The 24,496-nt window shown below is 70.2% G+C and carries 21 protein-coding genes; 14 read left to right on the top strand and 7 right to left on the bottom strand.

Annotated features, from left to right (window positions below; all coding sequences use genetic code 11):
• Positions 1–3 precede the first annotated feature (3 nt).
• From CQ393_RS11945 to CQ393_RS11925, 5 genes are all read right to left on the bottom strand, one after another.
• Positions 4–522: a MaoC family dehydratase gene (locus CQ393_RS11945; protein WP_153191774.1), complete on the bottom strand. Its 519-nt coding sequence runs from the start codon at positions 520–522 to the stop codon at positions 4–6.
• Between the two features lie 87 nt (positions 523–609).
• Entirely contained in the window at positions 610–1,461 is an 852-nt protein-coding gene (locus CQ393_RS11940; RefSeq protein ID WP_153191773.1) for a CoA ester lyase, read from the bottom strand.
• Positions 1,458–2,324 (bottom strand): polysaccharide deacetylase family protein, encoded by an 867-nt coding sequence (locus CQ393_RS11935; RefSeq protein WP_153191772.1) that lies wholly within the window; start codon positions 2,322–2,324, stop codon positions 1,458–1,460. Before CQ393_RS11935 ends, CQ393_RS11940 begins: the two co-directional genes overlap by 4 nt.
• 24 nt (positions 2,325–2,348) lie before the next feature.
• Complete coding sequence (locus tag CQ393_RS11930) at positions 2,349–3,191, bottom strand: SDR family NAD(P)-dependent oxidoreductase (RefSeq protein ID WP_153191771.1); 843 nt, start codon at positions 3,189–3,191, stop codon at positions 2,349–2,351.
• 21 nt (positions 3,192–3,212) lie between these two features.
• Complete coding sequence (locus tag CQ393_RS11925) at positions 3,213–3,524, bottom strand: REDY-like protein HapK (RefSeq protein ID WP_153191770.1); 312 nt, start codon at positions 3,522–3,524, stop codon at positions 3,213–3,215.
• A gap of 141 nt (positions 3,525–3,665) precedes the next feature.
• Here CQ393_RS11925 and CQ393_RS11920 point away from each other — a divergent pair, with 141 nt between their 5' ends.
• The 11 genes from CQ393_RS11920 (at position 3,666) to CQ393_RS11870 (ending at position 18,056) form a co-directional block, all read left to right on the top strand.
• Complete coding sequence (locus CQ393_RS11920) at positions 3,666–4,889, top strand: MFS transporter (protein WP_194269662.1); 1,224 nt, start codon at positions 3,666–3,668, stop codon at positions 4,887–4,889.
• Between the two features lie 25 nt (positions 4,890–4,914).
• Positions 4,915–5,589, top strand: a complete 675-nt coding sequence (locus tag CQ393_RS11915; protein WP_228114503.1) for an isochorismatase family protein — start codon at positions 4,915–4,917, stop codon at positions 5,587–5,589.
• On the top strand, positions 5,586–6,521 hold the full coding sequence (locus CQ393_RS11910; protein ID WP_153191768.1) for a polysaccharide deacetylase family protein: 936 nt from the start codon (positions 5,586–5,588) through the stop codon (positions 6,519–6,521). Before CQ393_RS11915 ends, CQ393_RS11910 begins: the two co-directional genes overlap by 4 nt.
• Entirely contained in the window at positions 6,518–7,438 is a 921-nt protein-coding gene (locus CQ393_RS11905; RefSeq protein WP_153191767.1) for a polysaccharide deacetylase family protein, read from the top strand. Before CQ393_RS11910 ends, CQ393_RS11905 begins: the two co-directional genes overlap by 4 nt.
• Before the next feature lie 55 nt (positions 7,439–7,493).
• Positions 7,494–9,173: an electron transfer flavoprotein-ubiquinone oxidoreductase gene (locus tag CQ393_RS11900; protein ID WP_153191766.1), complete on the top strand. Its 1,680-nt coding sequence runs from the start codon at positions 7,494–7,496 to the stop codon at positions 9,171–9,173.
• 37 nt (positions 9,174–9,210) lie between these two features.
• The gene (gene prpB, locus CQ393_RS11895; protein WP_153191765.1) at positions 9,211–10,098 is read left to right on the top strand and encodes a methylisocitrate lyase; all 888 of its coding nucleotides are present in this window, start codon (positions 9,211–9,213) and stop codon (positions 10,096–10,098) included.
• Positions 10,099–10,368: 270 nt separating this feature from the next.
• Complete coding sequence (locus CQ393_RS11890) at positions 10,369–11,256, top strand: DUF1838 family protein (protein ID WP_194269661.1); 888 nt, start codon at positions 10,369–10,371, stop codon at positions 11,254–11,256.
• 75 nt (positions 11,257–11,331) lie between these two features.
• Positions 11,332–13,806, top strand: coding sequence for a TonB-dependent receptor (locus tag CQ393_RS11885; protein ID WP_153191763.1), 2,475 nt, complete (start codon positions 11,332–11,334; stop codon positions 13,804–13,806).
• Between the two features lie 88 nt (positions 13,807–13,894).
• Entirely contained in the window at positions 13,895–15,265 is a 1,371-nt protein-coding gene (locus tag CQ393_RS11880; protein ID WP_153191762.1) for an NAD(P)/FAD-dependent oxidoreductase, read from the top strand.
• Positions 15,266–15,322: 57 nt separating this feature from the next.
• The gene (locus CQ393_RS11875) at positions 15,323–16,495 is read left to right on the top strand and encodes an acyl-CoA dehydrogenase family protein (RefSeq protein ID WP_153191761.1); all 1,173 of its coding nucleotides are present in this window, start codon (positions 15,323–15,325) and stop codon (positions 16,493–16,495) included.
• A 4-nt stretch (positions 16,496–16,499) separates the two neighbouring features.
• The gene (locus CQ393_RS11870; protein WP_153191760.1) at positions 16,500–18,056 is read left to right on the top strand and encodes an FAD-binding oxidoreductase; all 1,557 of its coding nucleotides are present in this window, start codon (positions 16,500–16,502) and stop codon (positions 18,054–18,056) included.
• A gap of 153 nt (positions 18,057–18,209) precedes the next feature.
• Here CQ393_RS11870 and CQ393_RS11865 read toward each other — a convergent pair whose 3' ends face one another.
• Both CQ393_RS11865 and CQ393_RS11860 read right to left on the bottom strand, forming a co-directional pair.
• Positions 18,210–18,953 carry a GntR family transcriptional regulator gene (locus tag CQ393_RS11865; RefSeq protein ID WP_153191759.1) on the bottom strand — a complete coding sequence of 248 codons (744 nt, stop codon included), beginning with the start codon at positions 18,951–18,953 and terminating at the stop codon, positions 18,210–18,212.
• A gap of 16 nt (positions 18,954–18,969) precedes the next feature.
• Positions 18,970–20,211 carry an acetyl-CoA hydrolase/transferase C-terminal domain-containing protein gene (locus tag CQ393_RS11860; protein ID WP_153191758.1) on the bottom strand — a complete coding sequence of 414 codons (1,242 nt, stop codon included), beginning with the start codon at positions 20,209–20,211 and terminating at the stop codon, positions 18,970–18,972.
• A 138-nt stretch (positions 20,212–20,349) separates the two neighbouring features.
• Here CQ393_RS11860 and CQ393_RS18080 point away from each other — a divergent pair, with 138 nt between their 5' ends.
• Genes CQ393_RS18080 through CQ393_RS11845 form a run of 3 tightly spaced genes read left to right on the top strand, consistent with a single transcriptional unit; the run spans position 20,350 to position 24,487 of the window.
• Positions 20,350–21,711 carry an MmgE/PrpD family protein gene (locus tag CQ393_RS18080; RefSeq protein WP_194269660.1) on the top strand — a complete coding sequence of 454 codons (1,362 nt, stop codon included), beginning with the start codon at positions 20,350–20,352 and terminating at the stop codon, positions 21,709–21,711.
• The gene (locus CQ393_RS11850) at positions 21,702–23,093 is read left to right on the top strand and encodes an MmgE/PrpD family protein (protein WP_194269659.1); all 1,392 of its coding nucleotides are present in this window, start codon (positions 21,702–21,704) and stop codon (positions 23,091–23,093) included. Before CQ393_RS18080 ends, CQ393_RS11850 begins: the two co-directional genes overlap by 10 nt.
• The gene (locus tag CQ393_RS11845) at positions 23,090–24,487 is read left to right on the top strand and encodes an AMP-binding protein (RefSeq protein ID WP_153191756.1); all 1,398 of its coding nucleotides are present in this window, start codon (positions 23,090–23,092) and stop codon (positions 24,485–24,487) included. Before CQ393_RS11850 ends, CQ393_RS11845 begins: the two co-directional genes overlap by 4 nt.
• The last annotated feature ends 9 nt before the right edge of the window (positions 24,488–24,496 follow it).

Raw genomic sequence — 24,496 nt, 5'->3', positions numbered from 1 at the left:
CCTTCAGTAGTTGACCTTGTCTTCGACCGAATGGCCGCGCCGGGCGATCAGCATGGTGCGGTTGAAGGTGCACACCAGCTTGCCGTCCTGGTTGTAGCCGTCGCTGCGGCAGGTGACGATGCCGGCGCCGGGGCGCGACTTGGACTCGCGCTTCTCCAGCACCTCCGACTCGGCGATCAGGGTGTCACCGACGAACAGCGGGTGGGTCATGCGGATGTCGGTCCAGCCGAGGTTGGCCACCGCCTTCTGGCTGACGTCGGTCACGCTCATGCCGACCATCAGCGCCACCGTCAGCGGCGAGCACACGATCACCTTGCCGAACTCGGAGGCCTTGGCGTACTCCTTGTCGAAGTGCATCGGGTGGGTGTTCATGGTCAGCAGGGTGAACCAGGTGTTGTCGGTCTCGGTGATCGTGCGGCCGGGACGGTGCTCGTAGATGTCGCCGACGTTGAAGTCTTCGTAGTAGCGGCCGAAGGTTTCGCGGAAGCGGTTTTCGGCGATCTGCTTGACGTTCTGAACCATGGTGGTGTCCTTTTCGCGGGGCGGTGGGCTTGCGCTGGGCGCAGCCCGGTCAAAGAGGGAAGGAAAGCGGGGCGGCGGCGGGAGCGGTCAGCCGGCGCGGACGCCGTGCGCGCCGAGCGCGATGGCGCGTTCGGCGGCGATCTCGATGGGGCGGTCCACCAGCTTGCCGTCGAGCTGTATGGCCTCGCCGCCGCTGGCGGCCAGCGCGGCGATCACGTGCTGCGCGCGTTCGTACTCGGCGGCGGTGGGCAGGTAGCGGCTCTGGATCGGCTCGACCTGGGCAGGATGGATCGCCGCCTTGGCGGTGAAGCCCAGTTCGATCACGCGGTCGGTCTCGGCGATGAGGCCGGCCTCGTCCTTGATGTCCAGGTAGGGCACGTCCAGGCAGCCGATGCCGGCCTCGGCGGCGACGGTGGCCAGCTGCACGCGCGGATGGAAGAAGCTGTCCCAGCCGGCGCGGCCGCGCAGCGCGACGATGTAGTCGAAGCCGCCGAACATCAGCGCCTGCAGGCGCGGGATGGCCGCCGCCAGCGCGCGCGCGTCGAGCAGCCCGCGCGGCGTTTCGATCTGGGCAATGAAGGCGGTATCGATGGCGGCCAGCGCCGCATCCGCCTGCCGCAGTTCGGCCACGGTTTCGACCTTGGGCAGCATCACGAACGCCGGTTTCAACCTGGACGCGGCCAGCGCCGCCAGGTCGGCCTGGCCCAGCGCGGTGGACAGCGGATTGATGCGCAGGCCGATCTCGCCGTGGCTGGTCGGCGCGCCGGCGAGGAAGGCGAACAGCGCCGCGCGCGCGCTTTCCTTGTCGGCCGGGGCGACCGCGTCCTCCAGGTCGATGCAGACCTGGTCGGCGCCGGTGGCGATGGCCTTGGCATAGCGTTCCGGGCGCGAGCCCGGGACGAACAGCAGGCAGCGGCGGGGGTTGGGCGCGGCGGTCATGGCGCCGGTACCTGCGCGGCGAAGTGTTCGGCGATCTGGCGGCGGGTGGCGTACCAGGTGCCGGGCTTGCGCGCGACGTACTGCAGGAATTTCTCGAACGCGCCGATGCGGCCGGGGCGGCCGATGATGCGCAGGTGCAGGCCCAGCGACATTACCTTGGGCGCGTGCGCGCCTTCGGCGTACAGCGTGTCGAAGCTGTCGATGGCGTAGTCGAGCCAGTCCTTCGGCAGGTAGGACGGGGCGACCCACATCTTCATGTCGTTGGTGTCCAGCTGGTAGGGCACCACCACCATCGGCCGGTCGCTGCCCTCGACCTCGCCCCAGAACGGCGCGTCGGCCGAGTAGTCGTCCATGTGGTACAGGAAGCCTTCCTCCTGCAGCAGGCGCCGGGTGGCGCCGGTATGCAGGTAGCGCGACAGCCAGCCGGCCGGGCGCACGCCCACGGTCTTCTCGATGCTGTCGGCGGCGTCGCGGATGAACTGCCGTTCCTGCGCCTCGTCGAAGCGGAACTGGTGGATCCAGCGGTGGCCGTGCGAACACACCTCGTGGCGGCTGCCGCGCAGGTAGGCGGCGACCTCCGGGGCGCGCTCCAGCGAGACCGCCGCGGCGGTGTACGTACCGGTCACGCCGTACCTGTCCAGCAGCGCGGCCACGCGCGCGTGGCCCTCGTTGATGCCGTAGCGGTAGTTGGACTCGTTGCCGTAGTTGCGCACCGGCTTGGACAGGGTGACGTGCAGCTCGTCCACCGGTTCGGTGATCCTGTCGCCCTGGCCGACGTTGTACTCGGACAGTTCCTCGACGTTGACCACGACCGACAGCGCCAGGCGCGCGTCGTTGGGCCACTTGTAGCTTGCTTGGGTCATGGGGGTTCTCGGGGTGGGGCCGGCTCAGTGCACTTCTTCGCCGCCGGAGACGTTGAGCGCCTCGCCGGTGACGTAGACCGCATCGTCCGAACACAGGAAGGCGGTGGCCGCGGCGGTGTCCGCGGCCAGGCCGGGACGTCCCAGCGGGATGCGCGCACGCATGTCGGCCAGGTACTGCTCCACGCTGCGGCCGGTTTTTTCGGCGAAGTATTCGTTCTGCCACGCGCCCAGCCCGGTGGTGACATGGTTGGGGCAGACCGCGTTGACGGTGATGCCGTGCGCGCCCAGCTCCAGCGCCGCCACCCGGGTCAGGCCGACCAGCCCGTGCTTGGAGGCGCAATAGGCCGCGGCATGCGGGAACGGCGACTTGGCCGCCTGCGAGGCGATGTTGACGATGCGCCCGTCGCCCTGGGCGACCATCTGCCGCGCAGCGTGCTTGCTGCACAGGAACGCGCCGCGCAGGTTGACCCCGAGCACCGCGTCCCATTCGCCGGCGTCCATCTCCAGCAGCGGTTTCATCAGGTAGCCGATGCCGGCGTTGTTGACCAGGATGTCGAGGCGGCCGAAGCGCGCCACGGTGGCGGCGACCACCGCTTCGACCTGCGCCTCCTCCAGCACGTCCAGCGCCATCGCCACGCACTCGCCGCCGGTGGCGGCGGCCAGCGCGGCGGCGACCTGCGCCATTTCCTCGTCGGTGCCGACCGCGGTCACCGGCATTTCCGCGCCGCGGCCCTTGCCGATGTCGGTCAGCACCACCTTGCAGCCTTCCTCGAGCAGGCGCCGGGCGATGCCTTCGCCGAGGCCGGCGTGGCGGCCGGCGCCGGTGATCAGGGCGACCTTGCCCTGCAGTTCGGGATAACGGGCCATGGGTTGCGGGCTCCTTGGGGCTTACAGGGCGCTGGCGAGGATGAACAGCGGGTTGTCGGCGTACTTCTGCTGGAACTGCGCCGCGCCGGCCTGCGCCGCCGGATCGGCCAGGTCGGCGGCGAAGGCGGCCATGTCTGGTACCCGGATCAGCTCGACGTATTCGTAGGGCGAGGGGCCGTCGCCGATCAGCAGGCCGCTGGCCTTGAGCACCTCGAACCTGTCCACCGACGCCAGCCCGTTGACCACCGGCAGGTCGCTGTCGCGCGCCCAGGCCTCGTATTCCTCGCGGCTGACGCCGGGCTTGAGGTTGAACAGCACGACGATGGTTTGCATGGCTTCCTCCCGGGCGAAAGACTGTGGCACACTTTGTCCGGACAAAGTGTAGGCATGCCATCCGCTCCCGGTCAACGCCGGCGGCGGAAACCCCCCGCCGGCGTATCTACCTGCCATGACCCAACCTGCAGAGGTGTTCAGATGAAGCGTTATTACCCGTGGCTGATGGCGGTAATGGGGATGCTGGTACTGCTCGTGTCGAACGGACTGGTCATCACCGGACTGACCGCGTTCGACGAATCGCTGCTGCGCGAGTTCGGCTGGAGCCGCAGCGAGCTGAAGCTGCGCGACCTGATCACCCTGGTCCTGGCTGGCTGGACGGCGCCGTTCCTGGGCGTGGTGATCGACAAGGTCGGGCCGCGCAAGCTGATCCTGGCGGGACTGGCGCTGCTGGCGGCGCTGTATGCCGCCTATGCGCACGTGCACTCGCTCACGCACCTGTACCTGATCCACCTCGGCTTCGCGCTGGTCCTGGTCGCCGCCGGCCTGAACGTGGCGGTGATCTATGTGTCGCAGTGGTTCGTGACCCAGCGCGGCACCGCCATCGGCATCGCCCTGGTCGGCACCAGCCTGGGCGGCATGGTGTTCCCCAAGCTCGGCGTGCACCTGCTGCAGGGCATGGACTGGCGCGGCGCCTTCCTGTGGGAGGCGGGGGTACCGCTGGCCTGCCTGCTGCTGGCGCTGCTGCTGGTGCGCAGCCCGCGCCCGGGCGGCATCGCGCCGTGGGGAGCGGACAAGGTGGGCGCCGGCGCCGGCAGGACCGCCTCGGGCCTGCCCGACCTGGGCTACCGGCAGGCGCTGCGCACGCGCACCTTCTGGGTGCTGGCGTTCGTGGCCATGACCACTTTCTTCTCGATCATGGCGGTGTCGGCCAACCTGTTCCTGCACATGCGCGACCTCGGCTTCGCGCCGCAGCAGGCCGGCAACGCGCTGGGGCTGATGTTCGGCCTGGCGATGGTCGGCAAGTTCCTGTTCGGCATGCTCTCGGACCTGTTCCCGGCCAAGCGCGTGTTCCTGCTCAACCTGGCGATCATGGCCGCCGGCGCGGTGGTGCTGGCGACCCTGCGCGCGGACCTGGTGTGGTATTCGCTGGTGCTGTTCGGCCTGGGCTGGGGCGGGCTGTACACCATGATCCAGCTGCTGGCGGTCAACGCCTTCGGCCTGGCCGCGGCCGGCCGCATCCTCGGCACCATCACCCTGCTCGACGCCACCACCGCCGGCCTGGGCATCTGGCTCACCGCCAAGATCTTCGACGTGACCCACAGCTACCAGCCGGCCTTCGTGCTGATCTGCGTGCTGGTCGCGCTCGCCCTGCTGGCCGCCACCCTGGTGCGCGACGAACGCGCGCGCCTGGTCCGCGCCTGACCCCGCCGCAACGGAGAACCTTCCCATGCCCGCGATGGAAACCTCTTCGCTCACCGCCCGCCAGTACTGGGAGCAGGTCAAGGCCAACCCCAACCGCGCCAGGTTCGGCTTCGGCCGACGCCCGGCCATCGTCAACATCGACGTGCAGCGCGCCTACACCGACCTGGCCGCGTTCAGGACCGCCTACGAAACCGACCCGCGCCAGATCGAGCACATCAACGCGCTGTCGGCGCAGGTGCGCGCACTCGGCCTGCCGGTGGTGTGGACCTACGTGGCCTACCTGGAATCGGGCGAGGACGCCGGCGTCTGGGGCACGCGCACCGATACCCCGGACTCGCTGCAGAACATCAAGCACGGTTCCGAGCGCGCCCAGTTCGACCAGCGCGCCGAGGTGCGGCCGGGCGACATCGTCATGCACAAGCGCATGGCCAGCCCGTTCTTCGAGACCAACCTGTGGTCGCTGCTGACCTTCCACCGCATCGACACGCTGATCGTCACCGGCGGCTCCACCTCCGGTTGCGTGCGCGCCTGCGTGATCGACAGCCTCTCGCGCGGCTACCGCACCATCGTCCCGGAGCAGTGCGTGGCCGACAAGCACGAGATCCCGCACTTCGCCAACCTGTGCGACATCATGCTCAAGTACGGCGACGTCGAGGACGTGGACGCGGTGGCCGCGCAGCTGCAGGCGCTGCGCGCATGAACGCCGCCACCCGCTCCGATCCGGGCCTGTACGACTACTGGCCCTGGGACAGCCGCCCGAAGATCACCTGGCCCGGCAATGCCCGGGTGGCGCTGTGGATCGCGCCCAACATCGAGTTCTACGAGTACGCGCCGCCGCCCAACCCGCAGCGCAAGGCCTGGCCGCGGCCGCTGCCGGACGTGCTTGGCTACGGCACCCGCGACTACGGCAACCGCGTCGGCCACCAGCGCATGATGCGGGTGATGGACCGCTTCGGCCTGCGCGGCTCGGTGTCGCTGTCCACCGCCATGCTCGAGCACCATCCGGAAGTGATCGCGATGGCCGCCGAGCGCGGCTGGGAGTTCTTCAGCCACGGCATCTACAACACCCGCTACACCTACGGCCTGGACGAGGCGCAGGAGCGGGAGATGATCCGGCATTCGATGGAGCTGATCGCGCGCCACACCGGCCAGCACTGCGACGGCTACCTGGCGCCGGCGTTGTCGCACTCCAACGCCACCATCGACCTGTTCGCCGAGGCCGGCGGCCTGTACACCTGCGACCTGTTCCACGACGACCAGCCGACGCCGGTGAAGACCCGTTCCGGCAGGCGCTTCGTCTCGGTGCCGTATTCGCTGGAGCTCAACGACACCATCGTCTACGTCACCAACAAGATCGAGCCGCGCCGCTACGGGCAGATGATCAAGGACGCCTTCGACCGGCTGTATGCCGAGGGCGAGCGCTCGGGCACGGTGATGTGCGTGCCGCTGCACGCCTACCAGGTCAGCCACCCGCACCGGCTGGCGGCCTTCGAGGAGGCGATGGACTACATCTGCGGCCACGACGGCGTGTGGAAGGCCACCGGCCGCGAGATCGCCCGGCACTACCTGGACCACCACTACGACGACGCGCTGGCCTCGATGGCGGCGGTCGCCGCGGAGGACGCCGCATGAGCCTGGACCGCAGCCATCTCGAATACCCGCGCATGCGCCACGGCATGGACCACGAGCGCTACGACTGGTCGATGCTGGCGCAGCGCCCGGCCGTACGCTGGCCCGGCGACAAGCCGCTGGCGCTGTGGATCAACCTGTCGCTGGAGCACTTCCCGCTCGACCCGAAGGGCGAGGGTTTCAAGCCGCACGGCTCGATGGTGATGCCGTACCCGGACCTGCGCCACTACACCCTGCGCGACTACGGCAACCGGGTCGGCGTGTTCCGCGTGCTCGACGCGCTGGAACGGCACGGCCTGCAGGCCAGCGTCGCGGTCAACGGCGAACTGGCGCAGCGCCATCCGGCGCTGCTGCGCAGGCTCAAGGCGCGCGCTGCCGAACTGGTCGCCCATGGCTGGAACATGGACAGCGTGCACCATGGCGGGCTGGCGCCCGAGCGCGAGGCCGAATGCATCGCGCGCACGCTGGAAGCGCTGGCGCCATGGTCGGACGCGCCGATCCGCGGCTGGCTGTCGCCGGCGCGCTCGCAGTCGGAAAACACACCCGAACTGCTGCGCCAGGCCGGCATCGAATGGTTCGGCGACTGGATCAACGACGAGCTGCCGTATGCGTTCAGCACCGCGCACGGGCCGCTGACCGCGCTGCCGTTGTCGATGGAGCTGGAGGACCGCTTCATCGTCGGCGAGAACCTGCACGCCGAGTCCGAATATGCCGACCAGGTCATCGACGCCTGCGAGTTCCTGCTGGAAGAAGCGCAGCGCAGCGGCCAGGGCCGGCTGCTGGTCTTGAGCCTCCATCCGTGGGTGATGGGCCAGCCGCATCGCATCGGGCACCTGGAGCGGGTGTTCGCGCACCTGGCCGGGCGCGCCGCGCTGCTGTGGAACGCCGCGCCTTCGCAGATCGTCGCCGCCGCCCGTTGATCGACGCCTTCAGGCAGCCATCGCCTGCCGGCGGTGGCCCACCCAGGAGATCCGCATGACCACCGACGTTTCCCCAGCCCTTCCGCCGCGCGAAGCGATGGAGTTCGACGTGGTGATCGTGGGCGCCGGCCCGGCCGGCCTGGCTACGGCCATCCGCCTGCGCCAGCTGGCGATGGAGAAGGGGCAAGAACTGTCGGTGTGCGTGCTGGAGAAGGGCTCCGAGCCGGGCGCGCACATCCTCTCCGGCGCGGTGATGGACCCGCGCGCATTGAGCGAGCTGTTCCCCGACTGGCAGGAAAAGGGCGCGCCGCTGAAGCAGGCCGTCACCCGCGACGAATTCCTGTTCCTGGACGCCACCGGCGCCAAGGCCACCCCCAACTGGCTGCTGCCCGGGTGCTTCCAGAACCACGGCAACTACATCGTCAACCTGGGCGAGGTCACGCGCTGGCTGGCGCAGCAGGCCGAGGCGCTGGAAGTGGCCATCTTCCCCGGCTTTGCCGCCGCCGAGGTGCTGTACGACGACGCCGGCGCGGTGATGGGCGTGGCCACCGGCGACATGGGCATCCACAAGGACGGCACCCCCGGCCCGAACTACGAGCGCGGCATGGAGCTGCACGCCAGGTACACGATCTTCGCCGAAGGCTCGCGCGGCCACCTCGGCCGCCAGCTGATCTCCCGCTTCAGGCTCGACGAAGGCAAGGACCCGCAGTCCTACGGCATCGGCATCAAGGAGCTGTGGCAGATCGACCCGGCCAGGCACGAGCCGGGCCTGGTGGTGCACGCCGCCGGCTGGCCGCTGGACGACGACACCTACGGTGGCGCGTTCCTGTACCACGCCGACGGCGGCAAGGTCTCCATCGGCTATGTGGTCGGGCTGGACTACAAGAACCCGTGGCTGAGCCCGTTCGAGGAGTTCCAGCGCTTCAAGACCCACCCGGCGATCCGCAGGCACCTGGAAGGCGGCAAGCGCATCGCCTATGGCGCACGCGCGATCACCGCCGGCGGCATCCTGTCGCTGCCCAAGACGGTGTTCCCGGGCGGCGCGCTGGTCGGCTGCGAGGCCGGCTACCTCAACGTCAGCCGCATCAAGGGCAGCCATGCGGCGATCAAGACCGGCATGCTGGCCGCCGAGGCGGCGTTCGAGGCATTGGCGGCCGGGCGCTCGCGCGATGAACTGAGTGCTTACCCGGAAGCCTTCGAGGCCAGCTGGCTGAAGGCCGAGCTGCTGCAGTCCAAGAACTTCAAGCAGTGGTTCAAGAAGGGCCGCACCCTGGCCACGCTGATGACCGGCATCGAGCAGTGGTTGCTGCCCAAGCTGGGCCTGCGCACCGCGCCGTGGACGCTCCACCGCGCCAAGGCCGACCACGAATGCCTGGAACCGGCGAGCAGGCACACGAAGATCGACTACCCCAAGCCGGACAACGTGCTGACCTTCGATCGGCTCAGCTCGGTGTTCCTGTCCTCGACCAACCACGAGGAAGACCAGCCCAGCCACCTGACGCTGAAGGACCCGACGGTGCCGGTGCGCATCAACCTGGCCGAATACGCCGGGCCGGAGGCGCGCTACTGCCCGGCAGGCGTGTACGAGTTCGTCGGCCAGGGCAGCGACACCCGGCTGCAGATCAACGCGCAGAACTGCGTGCACTGCAAGACCTGCGACATCAAGGACCCGACCCAGAACATCGTGTGGGTCACCCCGCAGGGTGGCGGCGGGCCCAACTACCCGGCGATGTGAGGTCCCTCGGACATCGCCCAACCACAGAGGAACACCGATGAGCATTGCCAGTCCCGGCGCCCGTTTCCGCGCCGCATTGAAGCAGGAACGGCCGCTGCAGATTCCCGGCACGATCAACGCCAACCACGCGCTGCTGGCCAAACGCGCCGGCTTCCGCGCCATCTACCTGTCCGGCGGCGGCGTCGCGGCCGGCTCGCTGGGCCTGCCGGACCTGGGCATCGCCACCCTGGACGACGTGCTCACCGACATCCGCCGCATCACCGACGTCTGCGACCTGCCGCTGCTGTCGGACATCGACACCGGCTTCGGCCCCAGTTCGTTCAACATCGCGCGCACGGTCAAGTCGCTGATCAAGGCCGGCGCCGCCGCCTGCCACATCGAGGACCAGGTCGGCGCCAAGCGCTGCGGCCACCGCCCGAACAAGGAGATCGTCTCCAAGGCCGAGATGGTCGACCGGGTGAAGGCCGCCGCCGATGCCAAGACCGATCCGGACTTCTTCCTGATCGCGCGCACCGACGCGATCCAGATGGAAGGCGTGGACGCGGCCATCGAGCGCGCCATCGCCTGCGTCGAGGCCGGCGCCGACGGCGTGTTCGCCGAAGCCTCGTACGATCTGGACACCTACCGGCGCTTCGCCGCGGCGGTCGGCGACGTGCCGCTGCTGTCCAACCTCACCGAGTTCGGGCAGACGCCGCTGTTCTCGACCGAGGAACTGGCCTCGGCCGGCGTGGCGATGTGCATCTACCCGCTGTCGGCGTTCCGCGCGATGAACAAGGCCGCCGAGAACGTCTACACCGCGATCCGCCGCGACGGCCACCAGCGCAACGTGGTGGACACCATGCAGACCCGCGAGGAGCTGTACGAGCGCATCGGCTACCACGCGTTCGAGCGCAGCCTGGACCAGACGTTCGCGGCGAAGAAATAGGCGCCGCAAAGTGCCGTGCGCGGCGGCGTCCGCACGCGCACGGCGGTTGTGCATCGCATCACTTTGCGGACGCCGGCGCTTCGCGCAGCAGCGTATTTCCGCGCCAGCCGGACGCGGGGGCGGGAAATGTGAAATTCCAGTTCAAATGTCTGGACATTTAAGATCTATTGTTATACCCATATGTCATTGGTGGCGGTGCCACCGCCGCCGCATCGGCACACCACGATGCAGCGCCCGATGCATCGAAGGCAATCCAACGAGAGGTGGTACGTGAACAACGTTTCCCGTTTGCTGGCAGTCGCGAAGAAGGGGTGGGGCCTGCCGGTGCTGGCCGCCGCGATGCTCCCGGTCCATGCCGCGGCCCTGGACATCGACGCGGCCGCCGACGCCGCCGAATCGATGATGAAGCTGCGCTGCTCGCTGGACCCGTCGCAGGACGTGGTGGCGTGGTGGAAGGGCACCTTGTTCCAGCAGGAGACCGGCAAGGCGCCGGTCCCGCTGATGGGCTTCGAGGGCTACAACATCTGCCGCTCGGAGAAGCAGGCCGACGGCACCTGGCGCATGCTCTCGCGCGAGCTGACCTTCTACCGCGACCTCAAGACCGGGCAGATCCTGGAAAGCTGGGACAACCCGATCAGCGGCAAGCGCAACACCGTGGTCGACGTCGCCAACGATCCGGTGAACCAGGCGTTCAACCCGCCGGGCCGCCCGCCGATGGCGCTGCCGTGGATGAAGGCGGGCGACCGCCTGATGCTCACCCTGAACATCCCGCTGTCCTATCCCAACCCGCTGCAGCCCGATGCGTTCCCGCTGGAATCCTCAGGGCCGGTCTATGCCGGCTCGGAGCACTTCATGTTCTTCGCCTCGCGCAAGGACATGGAGAACCCGGCGCTGAAGAGCGTGCCGCTGGACTACAGCTGGACGCGCACCGGTCCCTGGCTGCCGTGGATGGAACTGGGCCAGCGTCCCGGCGGCCTGCTGTACGTGGCGCAGGGCGCCAAGCTCGATTCGCTCGACGACCTGCCGCAGGACATCCGCGAGCGCGTGCGCACGCGCTACCCGCAGTACGCCAAGGCCCCGGCGGCCTGGACGCAGCCCAATGTCACCAGTTGGACCTACTACCGGGACCTGAAGCACAAGCCCGCCGCCAAGGATTGAGGCAGTAACCGTCCCACTCTTCCATCGCGGCGGCGCGCTCTCCCGCCTGCCGCCCCCAGCCGGGAAAACGAAACCATGAAGCACGCAAAACCCGATCAGCTCTGCGCTTCCATCGCACTGGCCCTGCTGCTGGCGGCCGGTCCCGCGGCCGCCGCCGACACCGGCGCCGAGCCGGCCGGCGACCAGGGGCAGGCGGCCTCGCCCAGCGTCACCCAGCTCGACTCGGTGGAGGTGACCGCGCGCGGCATCCGCGAAACGCTGCAGAAGACGCCGCTGCCGGTCACCGCCATTTCCGAGGAGGCCATCGAGCGCCGCGGGCTGGTCGACCTGCGCGACGTGGCCAACATGACCCCGGGCTTCTCGTTCCGGTCCACCTTCGGCCGCTACCAGGACGCGCCGGTGATCCGCGGCATGTCCAACATGTCGCCGCCGGCCTCCAACGACATCAACACCAATGCCTCGCTGTTCATCGACGGCATCTACGTCAACGGCGACATGTCCAGCTTCGGCCTGGAGAACATCGCCCAGGTCGAGGTGCTGCGCGGCCCGCAGGCCGCCGCCTTCGGCCGCAGCACCTTCGCCGGCGCGGTCAACTACATCACCCGCCGTCCCGGCAGCGCGCCGGGCGGCAAGCTGACCCTGGGCGCAGGCAACCACGGCCAGGAGAAGCTGGGCATCTACTACTCCGGCGGTACCGAGGACGGCCGCTTCGGCTACGAGGCCAGCGTCAACAAGCGCGGCAACGACAGCCTGTTCTACAACGCCGCGTCCGGCCGCAAGGACCTCGGCGGCAGCGAGACGCTGAGCGCCATGGGCGCCATCGCCTGGTCGCCGACCGACAACCTGGACATCGTCGCGCGCGTGAGCCGGCAGAAGACGCGCGACGAACACGTGGCGATCACGCTGATCGGCTCGGACAAGAACAACTGCTACCTGCCCACGCCCACGCCGAACCCGAACGACCCGCCCAACTACATGGTCTCGCGCACCAAGGGCTATTACTGCGGCACCCTGCCGCTGCCGGAGGAGTGGCGCATCTACACCGACGGCTTCCTGGCCAAGGGGCTGATGCCGGGGCTCAAGAGCGACGCCACCCGCACCAGCGTCAAGATCGACTACAACTTCGACAACGGCTGGCTGCTCAGCGCCATCACCGGCATCAACCGCCAGGAACGCTACAGCGCGCTGGACCAGAGCTACGACGCGGTCCCGGCGCTCATCGTCCCGGCCGGCCCGGTCAACATCACCGTGCCGGGCGCGCTGCAGACCTTCGGCCTGAACCGCTCCAAGGACTGGTCGCAGGGCCTGCGTCTGAGCAGCGACCAGGAGCGCGACCTGGCCGGCCTGATCGGCGCGTACTACTACCAGGCCGAGGGCCTGCCCGGTTACACCGGCGACCTGGGCACCGGCGTGCCGGTGCCATCCGACCCGGGCAACAAGACCGTCAACCGCGCCGTGTACGGCCAGCTGCGCTGGCACATCAACGACAAGTGGACGACCTCGCTGGAAGCGCGCTACGCCGAGGACGAACTGAGCCTCAACGGTTCCAATTCGGCGGTGGTCAGCGGCATCGCCTATACCCGCAACTACACCGCTTCGGCCAAGTACTACAGCTTCACCCCGCGCTGGACCCTGAGCTACCAGGCCACCGAGAACGTCAACCTGTTCGGCCTGGTGTCCAAGGGCAACAAGCCCGGCGGCTTCAACACCTTCGCCTACGACGCCCGCCTGACCGACCAGGCCAGCGCCGACCTGATCGCGCAGGGCCTGAACAAGGTGCACGAGGAAGAAGTCACCAACTACGAGCTGGGCATCAAGAGCGACTGGCTGGACAACACCCTGCGCCTGAACGCCAACGTGTACCAGATCGACTGGGAGAACCAGGGCCTGACCGTGTCCGGCACGGCGTACCAGCGCAACGGCACGCCCTACGTGAACACCTACACCGTCAACGTCGGCGAGACCCGCATCCGCGGCTTCGAGCTGGAAGGACAGTGGGCGTTCGCGCCGGGCTGGCTGGCCTCGGTGGTGTATGCCTTCACCGACTCGGAGATCCAGAAGTTCTATTCGGCCGACCAGGCCGACCTGCTGTCCGACGCGTCCAACCCGAACCCGAACGCCAGCAGCCCGCTGGCCAACGTGGCCGGGCACAAATCGCCGTTCGTGCCGCGCAACAAGCTGACCGTGGGCCTGGCCTACGCCGGCGAGCTGTCCAACGGCTGGGGCTACGACGCCAACTGGGACACCACCTACGAGGGCGCGCGCTACATCCAGGTGCACAACCTGGCCAAGTTCGGCGCCTCCACGCTGAGCAACCTGCGCCTGAGCCTGACCCCGAACGAATCGTGGCGGATCAGCGCGTACGTGACCAACGTGTTCGACGACGACACGCCGCAGGGCGGCCTGCGCTACCTGAGCTTCACCGCGCCGCGGATCATGGTGCCCAACGCCGCCCCGGCGACCGGCTACAGCTCCGTCCAGCAGCGCGATTTCGGCATCAGCGCGCCGATGCCGCGCATGTTCGGCGTCGAGGTGAACTACCGGTTCTGACCGGTCCGGCCCGTCCCGTCGCACACCGGGACGGGCTCCCCACCTGGAGCGGGATGCAGTGAACAGGAGAAGGCTTCTGAGCGGAGCGATGGGCGCGACCCTGCTGGCGGCGCTGCGGCCGGCGGGCGTGGCCGCGGCCGCGCCTGCCGACGTGATCGTGGTGGGCGCCGGCCTGTCCGGGCTGGCCGCGGCGCATGCGCTGGAAGCCGGCGGCGCGCGCGTCACCGTGCTGGAGGCGAACCCGCGCGTCGGCGGCCGCCTGCATACCGTGGAGCGCGACGGCCTGCGGTTCGAGGTCGGCGGGGTCGAGGTCGGCACCGGCTACGCCAGGGTGCGCGCGCACGCGCAGCGGGTCGGCGTGGACATCGTGCCGCCGGCGGTGGCGCTGCCGCGCCCGGCCGACCTGGGGCTGGTGCTCGGCGACACCCTGGTGCGCGCCACCGAGTGGGAGCGCAGCCCGCACAACATCCTGCAGGGCAGGGAACGTGGCCTGCTGCCGCCGATGCTGCTGCCGGCCGCGCTGGGCATGGCGGGACTGGCGGCCGAGGACAGCTGGCAGGACCCGGACAACGCGGCACTGGACGTTCCCCTGTCGGACTACCTGGCCAGCAAGGGCTGGTCGCCGCAGGCGATCGCCTGGATGGATATCGGCAGCAGTTTTTCCTCGGTGCACGCGATCAGCGCGCTGGACGCGCTGCGCCGCGATGCGCTGCGCCGTTTCGGCGTACAGGGGACCGGCTGGGTGCAGGGCGGCAGCCAGGCCCTGCCGGAGGCGATGGCCGCCGGCCTGGCGCGGCCGCCGGTGCTCGGCGCGCTGGTCACCCGGGTCGAGGCCGCGCCGCAGGGCGTGGAGGTCCATTGCGCCGATGGCCGCCGTTTCGCCGCGCCGCACCTGGTGATGGCGCTGCCCAGCGGTCCGCTGGCCCGCATCGCCATCGATCCGGCGCCGCCGCCGGCGCAGCGGCAGGTATGGGCCGGGCGCCGCTACAACGCCGTCACCACGGTCCACCTGCGCGCGACCCGCCGCTTCTGGGAGGAGGACGGCCTGCCCTCGTCGCTGTGGGGCGATGGCCCGCTGCAGCGCCTGTTCGCGGTCCCCGGCGGCGCCGCGGGAGAGGACCGCCTGGTCCTGTGGCTCAACGGCGCGGCGGCGCACCAGGCCGACCGGCTGGACCGCGATGCGCGCCTGGCCTGGGCGATCGCCGCGCTGGAACGGTTGCGGCCGGCCGCGCGCGGCGCGCTGCAGCCGCTGGAAACCCGCAGCTGGGGCAGCGATCCGCTGGCCGATGGCGCCTATTCGGAAATCGCCCCCGGCCATTTCGCCTCCACCCTGCGCTGGAACGCGGCGGTTTCCGGCCGGATCCACTTCGCCGGCGAACAGACCGAACTGCAGGCCCCGGGCATGGAAGCGGCGGTCAGAGCCGGCGAACGTGCGGCCGCAGCAATCCTTTCGGCCTGAATGGACTACCTTATTCGTTCACCTTCCCGGCCGTGACGGCAGCTTTCCGAGACAGCAATGACTTTGAAGACCCTCAACCCCTACGACCTGTTCGACGTGCGTTCGCTGCTGAGCGAGGAAGAGCGTGCCGTGCAGGATTCCGTCGCCCGTTTCACCGACGAGCGGGTGCTGCCGATCATCGGCGACTGCTTCGACCAGGGCCGCTTCCCGACCGAGCTGATCCCCGAGATCGCCGACATGGGCCTGCTCGGCAGCTCGCTGCCGGAGCAGTACGGCGGCGCCGGCCTCAACGGCGTGAGCTACGGCCTGATCTGCCAGGAGCTGGAGCGCGGCGACTCGGGCCTGCGCAGCTTCGTCTCGGTGCAGAGCTCGCTGTGCATGTACCCGATCTACGCCTACGGCTCGGAAGAGCAGCGCATGCGCTGGCTGCCGGACATGTCGCGCGGCAAGGTCATCGGCTGCTTCGGCCTGACCGAGGCGCACGGCGGCTCCGATCCGGCCAGCATGAAGACCCGCGCGGTGAAGGACGGCGGCGACTGGGTCATCAACGGCTCCAAGATGTGGATCACCAACGGCTCGGTGGCCGACATCGCCATCGTCTGGGCCAATACCGACGACGGCGTGCAGGGCTTCGTGATCGAGAAGGGCACCCCGGGTTTCACCGCGCAGGAGATCAAGCACAAGATGAGCCTGCGCGCCTCGGTGACCGGCGCGCTGTTCTTCGACAACGTGCGCGTGCCCGACGCCAACCGCCTGCCCAACGTGAAGGGGCTCAAGGGCCCGCTGGGCTGCCTGACCCAGGCCCGCTACGGCATCACCTGGGGCCCGCTGGGCGCGGCCATCGCCTGCCTGGACGAGGTGCTGGCCTACACCAAGGAGCGCATCCTGTTCGGCCGCCCGGTCGCCGCCACCCAGAGCGCGCAGATCAAGATGGCCGACATGGCCCGCCGCATCACCGCCGGCCAGCTGCTGGTGCTGCAGCTCGGCCGCCTGAAGGACGCCGGGCAGATGCAGCCGCAGCAGGTGTCGCTGGCCAAGTGGAACAACTGCCGCCTGGCCATCGACATCGCCCGCGAGTGCCGCGACCTGCTCGGCGGCGCCGGCATCACCACCGAGCACGGCGCCATCCGCCATGCGCTGAACCTGGAATCGGTGATCACGTACGAAGGCACCGAGACCGTGCACCAGCTGGTGATCGGCCGCGAACTGACCGGCATCAACGCGTTCTGAAGCGATGGACGGCCTGCATGATCCGCTCCTGCAGGCCGTCGCGCCGAGACTGCCGCCCGGCGCGGGGTTGATCACCGACCCCGCGCAGCTGGCCTACCTGGCCACCGACGTCTACGCGCAGGGGCAGCCGCTGCTGGCGGCGCTGCGCCCCACCGACGCCGGGCAACTGGCCGAGGCGGTCGGGACGCTGGTCGAGGCCGGCATCGCGGTGGTGCCGCGCGGCGGCGGCATGAGCTACACCGGCGGCTACCTGGCCGCGCGCCAGCCGAGCGTGCTGGTGGATACCGGCGGTCTGGACCGCATCGTCGAGATCAACGTCGAGGACGCCTACGTCGTGGTCGAGGCCGGCGTCACCTGGGAAAACCTGCGCCGGGCGCTGGATGCCCGCGGCGTGCGCACGCCGTACTTCGGCCCGATGTCCGGCTCGCATGCCACCGTCGGCGGCACCCTGGCGCAGGGCAGCACGTTCCACGGCTCCGGCCGCCACGGCAGTTCCGCCGAGACGGTGCTGGGGCTGGAGGTGGTCACCGCCCGCGGCGAACGGCTGCGTACCGGCTCGGCCGCGGCCGGCACCGCGCCGTTCTTCCGCTGGCACGGCCCCGACCTGACCGGGCTGTTCCTGGGCGACTGCGGCCTGCTCGGGATCAAGACCCGCGCCACCTTGCGGCTGCTGCCCCGGTCGGCGCATATCGACTACCTGTCGTGGCAGTTTGCGCAGCCCGCGCCGCTGCTGGGTGCGATGGCGGCACTGGCGCGCGCCGGCCTGCCTTCGGAGGTGGCGGCGTTCGATCCGGGCCTGGCGCAGGTGCGCATGCGCCGCGCCGGCCTCGGCGCCGATGCCAGGGCACTGGGCAACGTCATCCGCAAGGGCGGGCTGTTCGAGGGCCTGCGCCTGGCCGCCAAGGGACGCCGCTTCCTCGACCCGGACATGTTCAGCCTGCACGTCACCGTGGAAGGCGATTCGGCCGCCGAACTCGCCGCGCGCGTGGATGCGGCGCGGCGCGCGGTGGCCGGGCTCGGGCATGCGGTGGAGAACAGCGTGCCCAGGGTGATGGCGGCCAATCCGTTCGCGGCGAAGAACGCGATGCTGGGCCCGTCCGGCGAACGCTGGGCGCCGGTGCACGGCATCGTCCCGCACTCGGCAGCCGTGCGCCTGTTCGATGCGCTGCAGGCGCTGTTCGCGCGGGAGAAGGAGGCCATGCAGCGGCATGGCCTGTTCGTCGGCACCCTGATGACCACCATCGGCGCGCAGGCCGTGCTGATCGAGCCGTGCCTCTACTGGCCGGACTCGCACAACGCCTTCCACCAGCGCACCGTCGACGCCGCGCACCGCGCCCGCATCGGCTGCCCGCAGGACAACCCCGAGGCCCGCGCCGTCGCCGACGCGCTCAAGCACGCCATCGCCGGGGTCATGCGCGCCGAAGGCGCGGTCAACTTCCAGATCGGCAAGTTCTACCGCTATCGCGAAGGCCGCGATCCGGCCGCGCTGGCCCTGCTGGACGCGATCAAGGCGCAACTGGACCCGAAGGGACTGATGAATCCCGGCGTGCTGGCGCGCTGAGCCCGGCGCCGGCCACGACGCGCCCGATTCCCTGGATTTCCTGGATTTTCTGTAGGAGCGGCTTCAGCCGCGAAAGCTTTGCTTCCTTTCAATGCTGCAAGAGCGTTCGCGGCTGAAGCCGCTCCTACCGGGCCCTGCGGCTGCCTTCGCGCCCTACTGCCGGTGGTTGCGCGAAAGCACCATGGAGTAGGCGAAGCGGCCTGGCGGATGCAGGCTGGTGGCCAGCATCAGCAGGCGGCCGCTAGCGTCGCGGTAGCGGCGCTGCACGCGCATCGCCGGTTCGCTCCTGCGGATCTCCAGCAGCCTGGCGTCGTCGGCGTCGAAGGACGCCGCATCGAACACCTGCTCGACCCGCGACAGCCGCGCCGGATCCAGGAAGCTGGCCACGGTGCGCGCGGTGCTGGCCGCATCCAGCAGCTTGGCGACGGGAACGCCGGTGCGCACCGGCACCAGCATCTCGGTCACCGCGACCGCCAGCCGCGCCGGTTCCTCCAGGCGCAGGCCGCGCAGGCGCAGGTATTCCTTGCCCTCGCGGATCTCCAGCCGCTGCGCCGTCGCCGCGTCGGCCAGCACGCGCCCGGTCTCGACGATCTTCAGGCGCGTGGTGTTGCCGTACTGCATCAGCGTGTCGACGGTGTCGACCTCGTGTTCGTAGCGCATCGCCGCGCTCTGCGCGATCACCCGGGTGCCGGCGCCCGGACGGCGCTGCACCAGTCCGGCGGCGATCAGCTGCGCCAGCGCCGCGCGCGCGGTATGGCGGCTGACCTCGAAGCGTTCGCACAGTTCCAGTTCGGTGGGCAGCAGCGTGCCGACGGGGTATTCGCCCTTCTCGATGGCGGCCTGCAGCAGGTCGCCCAGCTCGGCGTAGCGGGGTTTGCTGCGGCGCATACCGGTCATGTGTACGGGTCCTTGTTCATAGCCTGAGCGAGAGATCGTGCCAGCTGCGTTCCAACGATTGCCGGTGTTCCGGCGCCGCGATGGCGATCAGCGCGCGGGCACGGGCATGGACGTCGAGGTGGCGCAGGTCGGCGATGCCGTGTTCGCTGACGATGCAGTCGGCATCGACGCGGGCAACGCTGACCGGACCGGCGGGGAGCACCGGCACGATCCGGCTTTCGCCCTTCGGGGTGGCCGCCGGAAGCGCAATGATGCCGCGTCCGCCGGGCGATTGGCGAGCGCCCTGCAGGAAATCCGGCAGGCCGCCGACCCCGCTGAGCTGGCGGCCGGACAGGAATTCGCCGTTGACCTGGCCGAGCAGGTCGACCGACAGCGCGCTGTTGATCGCGGTCAGGCGGGGAATCACGCCGAGCACGGCGCGGTCGTGGGTATGGCCGACCTCGCGGAAGCGCACCGCGCGCGGCACCGCGTCGTACAGCGCCTGCGTGCCCAGCGCCACGCCGGCCACCACCGCATCGGGCGCCGCCGACAGCGCGCCGGAGTCGAGCAGGCCGAGCAGACCGTCGGAGACCATGCCGCTGTGGATGCGCAGGTTGCGGCGCCCTCGCACCGCGCGCAGCACCGCCGATTGCAGGCGCCCGAGCCCCAGCTGCAGCGTCGCGCCATCGTCGACCAGCCGCGCCAGGTTCGCCGCCACGCCATCGAGCGCGGCGTCGGCGGGCGGGTCGGCGGCTTCGAGCAGCGGCGTGTCCTGTTCGATGGCCGCGTCGATGCGCGCCAGCGGGATCGACGGGCCGCGGGTGCGCGGCATGCGCGGATTGATGTGGGCCAGCACGCGCCGGGCGCGCGGCCACACCGCCGGGGTGAAATCACAGGCCACGCCGAAGGAGCAGTTGCCGTCGTCGTCGGGCGGGGCCACCTGGACCAGCACCGTGTCGAATGCCGTCTCGCCCAGCCAGTGCCACGCGGCGGTATAGGTGATCGGCAGGTAGTCGACGCGGCCATCGAGCCAGGAGGCGCGCAGGTCGGCGCTGAGGAACAGGGTGCGCTGCCGCGCCAGCGGATGCAGCGCGGCGAAATCGAAGGTATTGACGGTGGGGATGTGCACGCCGGTGAAGCGCAGTCCGGCGCAGCGTTCCGGCGCCATGCGCAGCCAGCGCTCGAACAGCAGCGAATGGCCGGCGCAGCCCGGAGCGAAGACCTCCGGCCCCTGCGCGAGCAGGTCGAGGAAGGTGTCGGCATCCAGTGGTCTGGGCATGGGCGAGGATTGCGGCGTGCGGAAAACGGATCATATGATATGTCCGGACAAATTGGGCTATGCTGCGGACGCCGGCCCGCGTCACGCATGCAGCAGCGCCAGTACCGATCCTCCACCGCCGAGTCGAACCGCAGCGCGATGCCCGTTTCCTCCGCCAGCCTCACCGAACAGCTCGCCCGGCGCCTGCGGCAACCGGTGGACGCGCGGGCGCGCCAGCGTGCGGCGCTGCTGATGGTCGACTGGCTGGGCTGCGCGCTCGGCGCGTCGCGCCATCCGCTGGCGGCGCAGCTGCGCACGCTGGTGCGCGCGCAACCGGCCGGCCGCGCGCGCGCGCTCGGGGTGGGCCGGCGCGATGCCGGGGACGCCCTGCTGCTGAACGCCGCGCTCGGCAACGTGCTGGAGATGGACGACGTGCACCGCGGCGCGATCCTGCATCCCGGGCCGGTGGTGATCCCGGTCGCGCTGGCCACCGCGCAGTGCGCGGGCGCCGATGGCGCCGCGCTGCTCGATGCGGTGGTCCGGGGCTATGAAGCCACCATCCGCATCGGCCGCGCGCTGGGCCGCGGCCACTACCGTTATTGGCATCCGACCTCGACGGCGGGTGCGTTCGGCGCCGCGGCGGCGGCCGCTTCGATCCTGCGCCTGGACGACGCCGCGCTCGCCGATGCGCTGGGCACGGCCGGCAGCCGCACCGGCGGGCTGTGGCAGATGCGCCATGAGCCGGTGCCGACCAAGTCGCTGCACAACGCCGAGGCCGCGCGCGGCGGCTGGCTGGCGGCGCGGCTGGCCCTGGCCGGCGTGCGCGGCCCGCGCCGCATCCTGGAAGGGGAACAGGGCCTGTTCGCCGCGACTGCGCCCGACGCCGATCCGTCCGCGGTGGTCGCCGCCGCGGACGACTGGCTGATCCACGACACCAGCCTGAAACCCTGGCCGGCCTGCCGCCACGCGCATCCGGCGATCGACGCGATGCGCGATGCGCTGGCGCGGCTGCCGGCCGGCGCGCGGGTCGAGGCGGTGGAACTGCACACCTACGCAGAAGCCCTGCGCTTCTGCGACCGGCCGGAACCCGCGGACGAGGCACAGGCCAAGTTCAGCCTGCAGCATGCGCTGGCTTCGATCGTGGTGCATGGCCGCCCGCAGCTGGCGCATTACACCGCCGAGGCCTGCAGCGACGCCGAAGTGGCCGCGTGGCGTGGACGCATCGTGCTGGCCGAGGACGCCGCGTGCAGTGCACGCTTCCCCGCGCACTACGGCGCGCGGGTGCGGCTGCGGCTGGCCGACGGGCGGTGCGTGGACGCCGACCGCATCGACGCCTGGGGCGATCCGGAATGTCCCATGCAGGCCGACGAGATCGTCGCCAAGGCGGTGGAACTGGCGCGCTGGGGCGGCACATCCGCCGGACTGGCGCAATCCCTCTTCGGACAGGTGCGGGCGCTCGCCGACGGCGGCAGTCTGGAAAGCCTGGACACGGTGCTGGCGAGGGTGGACCCATGCGATTGACCGAGGCCCTGCTGCGGCACGCGCGCACGCTGCGCTACGAGGACCTGGCGCCGGAAGCGGTGGCGGCCACGCGCACGTTCGCGATGGACTCGCTGGCGGTGGGGCTGTCCGGCTCCGGCCCGCAGGTGCCGCTGACCGCAACGGTGCGCCAGAGCATCGCCGCCTACGGCAGCGGCCAGGGCGCACGCGCCTGGGTCACCGGGCAGATGCTGCCGGCGGCGAGCGCGGCCATGCTCAACGGCTACCAGATCCACAACCAGGAATTCGACTGCGTGCACATGCCCGCGGTGGTGCATCCGATGGCGGTGATCATGGCCTCGCTGGTCGCCGCCGCCGAACGGCGCGGCAACATCGAAGGCCAGGCCAGCGACGGCCGCGCGCTGATCGCCGCGCTCAACGTCGCGGTGGACGTCGCCACCCTGCTGGGCATCTGCGCGCGGTCGCCGATGCGCTTCTTCCGTCCGGCCATGTGCGGCGCGCTGGGCGCGGCCCTGGGCATCGCGCACCTGCATGGCGCCGACGAAACGCTGCAGCGGCGCATGCTCGGCCTGACCTACAGCCACCTGTCCGGCACGATGCAGGCGCACGTGGAAGGTTCGCCGGCGCTGGCCCTGCAGGTCGCGCTCAACGCCCGCGCGGTGCTCAGCTGCTGGGAACTGGCGCGCAACGGGTTTCCCGCGCCGCGCGAGGTGCTCGAAGGCCCCTTCGGCTACCTGCCGCTGATCGAGGGTGGGTTCGATACCGGCCCGGCGCTGCGCAGCCTGGCCGCGCACCAGGCGCAGATCCTGGATGTCAGCCACAAGGCGTTTCCCACCGGCGGCGCCGCGCACGCCGCGCAGGACATGCTGATGGAGCTGCGCCAGCGCCACGCGCTGGGCCTGGACGAGGTGTCCGCGATCGAACTGCAGGCGCCGCCGCTGGTGCGGCGCCTGGTCGGGCGCCCGTACATGGCCGGCATGGAAACCAGCTATGCGCGGCTGTGCCTGCCGTTCCTGCTCGGCACCGTGCTGCTCGACGGCCGCGTCGGGTTGTCGGCCTACACCGCCGACCGGCTCGCCGACCCGCGCCTGGCCGCGTTCGCCGCCCGCGTGACCCTGGTGCCGAACGACTGCGAGGACCCCAATGCGCTGGTGCCGCAGTCGCTGGTACTGACCCTGCGCGACGGCCGCGTCCTGCGCGCCCACCGCGACGCCGCCATCGGTTCGCCGCAGCGGCCGCTGTCGCGGGAGCAGCAACTGGAGAAGTTCCACCACTGCCTTGACCACGCCGCGCGTCCGTTCGATGCCGCGCGCCGTGCCGCCCTGATTTCCCACTTCGACCAGCTGCAGGACATCGACGATGTGCGCCGGCTGGTCGACCTGCTGATCGTCGAGACGCCATGACCCACCCGACCTATTTCGAATCGTTCGACGTGAAGGAACTGCTGCGCCAGTTTCCGCTGGACCAGGCCTTCACCGACAAGTTCAAACGCATCAGCCGCGCGCAGCTGCGCGCCGAGCAGGATGCGATGTTCCTGCGCTGCGTCGCCCGCGCCTGGCAGATCCCGTTCTACCAGCGGCTGTGGGGCGCGGCCGGCATCGCGCCGGGCGACATCCGCAGCCTGGACGACATCACCAAACTGCCGGTGTTCGGCAAGCACGAGATCATGGCCTCGGTCGAAGCGTGCCCGCCGCTGGGCGACTTCCACGGCTGGCGCGACGGCACCGCCGCCGGCGACCGGCCGCTGGTGTTCCACACCACCTCCGGCACCACCGGCCGGCCGCAGCCGCTGGTGTTCTCGCCGCATTCGCGCGAAGTGCAGAATCTGCTGCTGGCGCGCCTTTACCGCTGGCACGGCATGCAGGCCGGCGACGTCGTGCACTCGGTCTACGGCCACGGCATGATCAACGGCGGCCACTACGTGCGCGAGGCGGTCACCCACTTCACCCAGGCGCTGTTCTGCTCGGCCGGCACCGGCATCGAGATGCGCTCGGCGCAGCAGGTGCAGCTGATGAAGAACATGGGCGCCACGGTGATCGTCGGTTTCGCCGACTACATCAAGAAGCTGGCCGACGTGGCGCGCGAGAACGGTCTGGAGCCGGGCCGTGACATCCCCGTGCGCATGATCTGCGGCCACCTCGGGCGCGAGTCGCGCGAGTCGCTGTCGGCGGCCTGGGGCGGCGCGCAGCTGTACGACTGGTACGGCGTCGGCGACACCGGCGCGATCGCCGGCCAGGGCCCGGACCAGGACGGCCTGTACCTGATGGAGGACGCGCAGTACGTGGAGATCCTCGACGTGGACAGCGGCGCGCCGGTGGCCGACGGCGAGGCAGGCGACATGGTGGTCACCTGCCTGTACAAGGACGACATCTACCCGATCATTCGCTTCAACACCCACGACGTGACCCGGGTGCTGACCACGCCCTCGTCGCTGGGCCTGAACCTGCGCCGCATCGAGGGCTTCCTCGGCCGCAGCGACAACATGGTCAAGATCCGCGGCATCAACGTGTTCCCGCAGGCGATGGCGCCGGTGCTGGAGGAACACGCCGCCTTCGCCGGCGAGTTCATCTGCATCGCCAGCCGCGACGACGCCGGCCGCGACGACCTTGCCGTGCACGTGGAAACGCGCGGCGTGCTCGACGATGAAGCGCTGGCCGCCGAGTTCGCCGCGCTGCTGCGGCAGAAGCTGGGCGTGGAGATGGGCGTGGTGCTGGCCGCGCCGGGCGCGCTGGCGCCGCTGACCGGGATCGAGGTGCGGCAGAAGCCGGTGCGCCTGATCGACAAGCGGTTCGGCTGAGGACGATCG

This window comes from Stenotrophomonas sp. MYb238 (assembly GCF_009496535.1).
Classification (GTDB): domain Bacteria; phylum Pseudomonadota; class Gammaproteobacteria; order Xanthomonadales; family Xanthomonadaceae; genus Stenotrophomonas.
This window is presented reverse-complemented; position numbering and strand designations above follow the sequence as displayed.

What these genes read in the sequence shown, in the direction of transcription:
- CQ393_RS11945 (WP_153191774.1), bottom strand. Translation starts at nt 522, where the DNA reads ATGGTTCAGAACGTCAAGCAGATCGCCGAAAACCGCTTCCGCGAAACC.
- CQ393_RS11940 (WP_153191773.1), bottom strand. Translation starts at nt 1,461, where the DNA reads ATGACCGCCGCGCCCAACCCCCGCCGCTGCCTGCTGTTCGTCCCGGGC.
- CQ393_RS11935 (WP_153191772.1), bottom strand. Translation starts at nt 2,324, where the DNA reads ATGACCCAAGCAAGCTACAAGTGGCCCAACGACGCGCGCCTGGCGCTG.
- CQ393_RS11930 (WP_153191771.1), bottom strand. Translation starts at nt 3,191, where the DNA reads ATGGCCCGTTATCCCGAACTGCAGGGCAAGGTCGCCCTGATCACCGGC.
- CQ393_RS11925 (WP_153191770.1), bottom strand. Translation starts at nt 3,524, where the DNA reads ATGCAAACCATCGTCGTGCTGTTCAACCTCAAGCCCGGCGTCAGCCGC.
- CQ393_RS11920 (WP_194269662.1), top strand. Translation starts at nt 3,666, where the DNA reads ATGAAGCGTTATTACCCGTGGCTGATGGCGGTAATGGGGATGCTGGTA.
- CQ393_RS11915 (WP_228114503.1), top strand. Translation starts at nt 4,915, where the DNA reads ATGCCCGCGATGGAAACCTCTTCGCTCACCGCCCGCCAGTACTGGGAG.
- CQ393_RS11910 (WP_153191768.1), top strand. Translation starts at nt 5,586, where the DNA reads ATGAACGCCGCCACCCGCTCCGATCCGGGCCTGTACGACTACTGGCCC.
- CQ393_RS11905 (WP_153191767.1), top strand. Translation starts at nt 6,518, where the DNA reads ATGAGCCTGGACCGCAGCCATCTCGAATACCCGCGCATGCGCCACGGC.
- CQ393_RS11900 (WP_153191766.1), top strand. Translation starts at nt 7,494, where the DNA reads ATGACCACCGACGTTTCCCCAGCCCTTCCGCCGCGCGAAGCGATGGAG.
- prpB (WP_153191765.1), top strand. Translation starts at nt 9,211, where the DNA reads ATGAGCATTGCCAGTCCCGGCGCCCGTTTCCGCGCCGCATTGAAGCAG.
- CQ393_RS11885 (WP_153191763.1), top strand. Translation starts at nt 11,332, where the DNA reads ATGAAGCACGCAAAACCCGATCAGCTCTGCGCTTCCATCGCACTGGCC.
- CQ393_RS11880 (WP_153191762.1), top strand. Translation starts at nt 13,895, where the DNA reads ATGGGCGCGACCCTGCTGGCGGCGCTGCGGCCGGCGGGCGTGGCCGCG.
- CQ393_RS11875 (WP_153191761.1), top strand. Translation starts at nt 15,323, where the DNA reads ATGACTTTGAAGACCCTCAACCCCTACGACCTGTTCGACGTGCGTTCG.
- CQ393_RS11870 (WP_153191760.1), top strand. Translation starts at nt 16,500, where the DNA reads ATGGACGGCCTGCATGATCCGCTCCTGCAGGCCGTCGCGCCGAGACTG.
- CQ393_RS11865 (WP_153191759.1), bottom strand. Translation starts at nt 18,953, where the DNA reads ATGACCGGTATGCGCCGCAGCAAACCCCGCTACGCCGAGCTGGGCGAC.
- CQ393_RS11860 (WP_153191758.1), bottom strand. Translation starts at nt 20,211, where the DNA reads ATGCCCAGACCACTGGATGCCGACACCTTCCTCGACCTGCTCGCGCAG.
- CQ393_RS18080 (WP_194269660.1), top strand. Translation starts at nt 20,350, where the DNA reads ATGCCCGTTTCCTCCGCCAGCCTCACCGAACAGCTCGCCCGGCGCCTG.
- CQ393_RS11850 (WP_194269659.1), top strand. Translation starts at nt 21,702, where the DNA reads ATGCGATTGACCGAGGCCCTGCTGCGGCACGCGCGCACGCTGCGCTAC.
- CQ393_RS11845 (WP_153191756.1), top strand. Translation starts at nt 23,090, where the DNA reads ATGACCCACCCGACCTATTTCGAATCGTTCGACGTGAAGGAACTGCTG.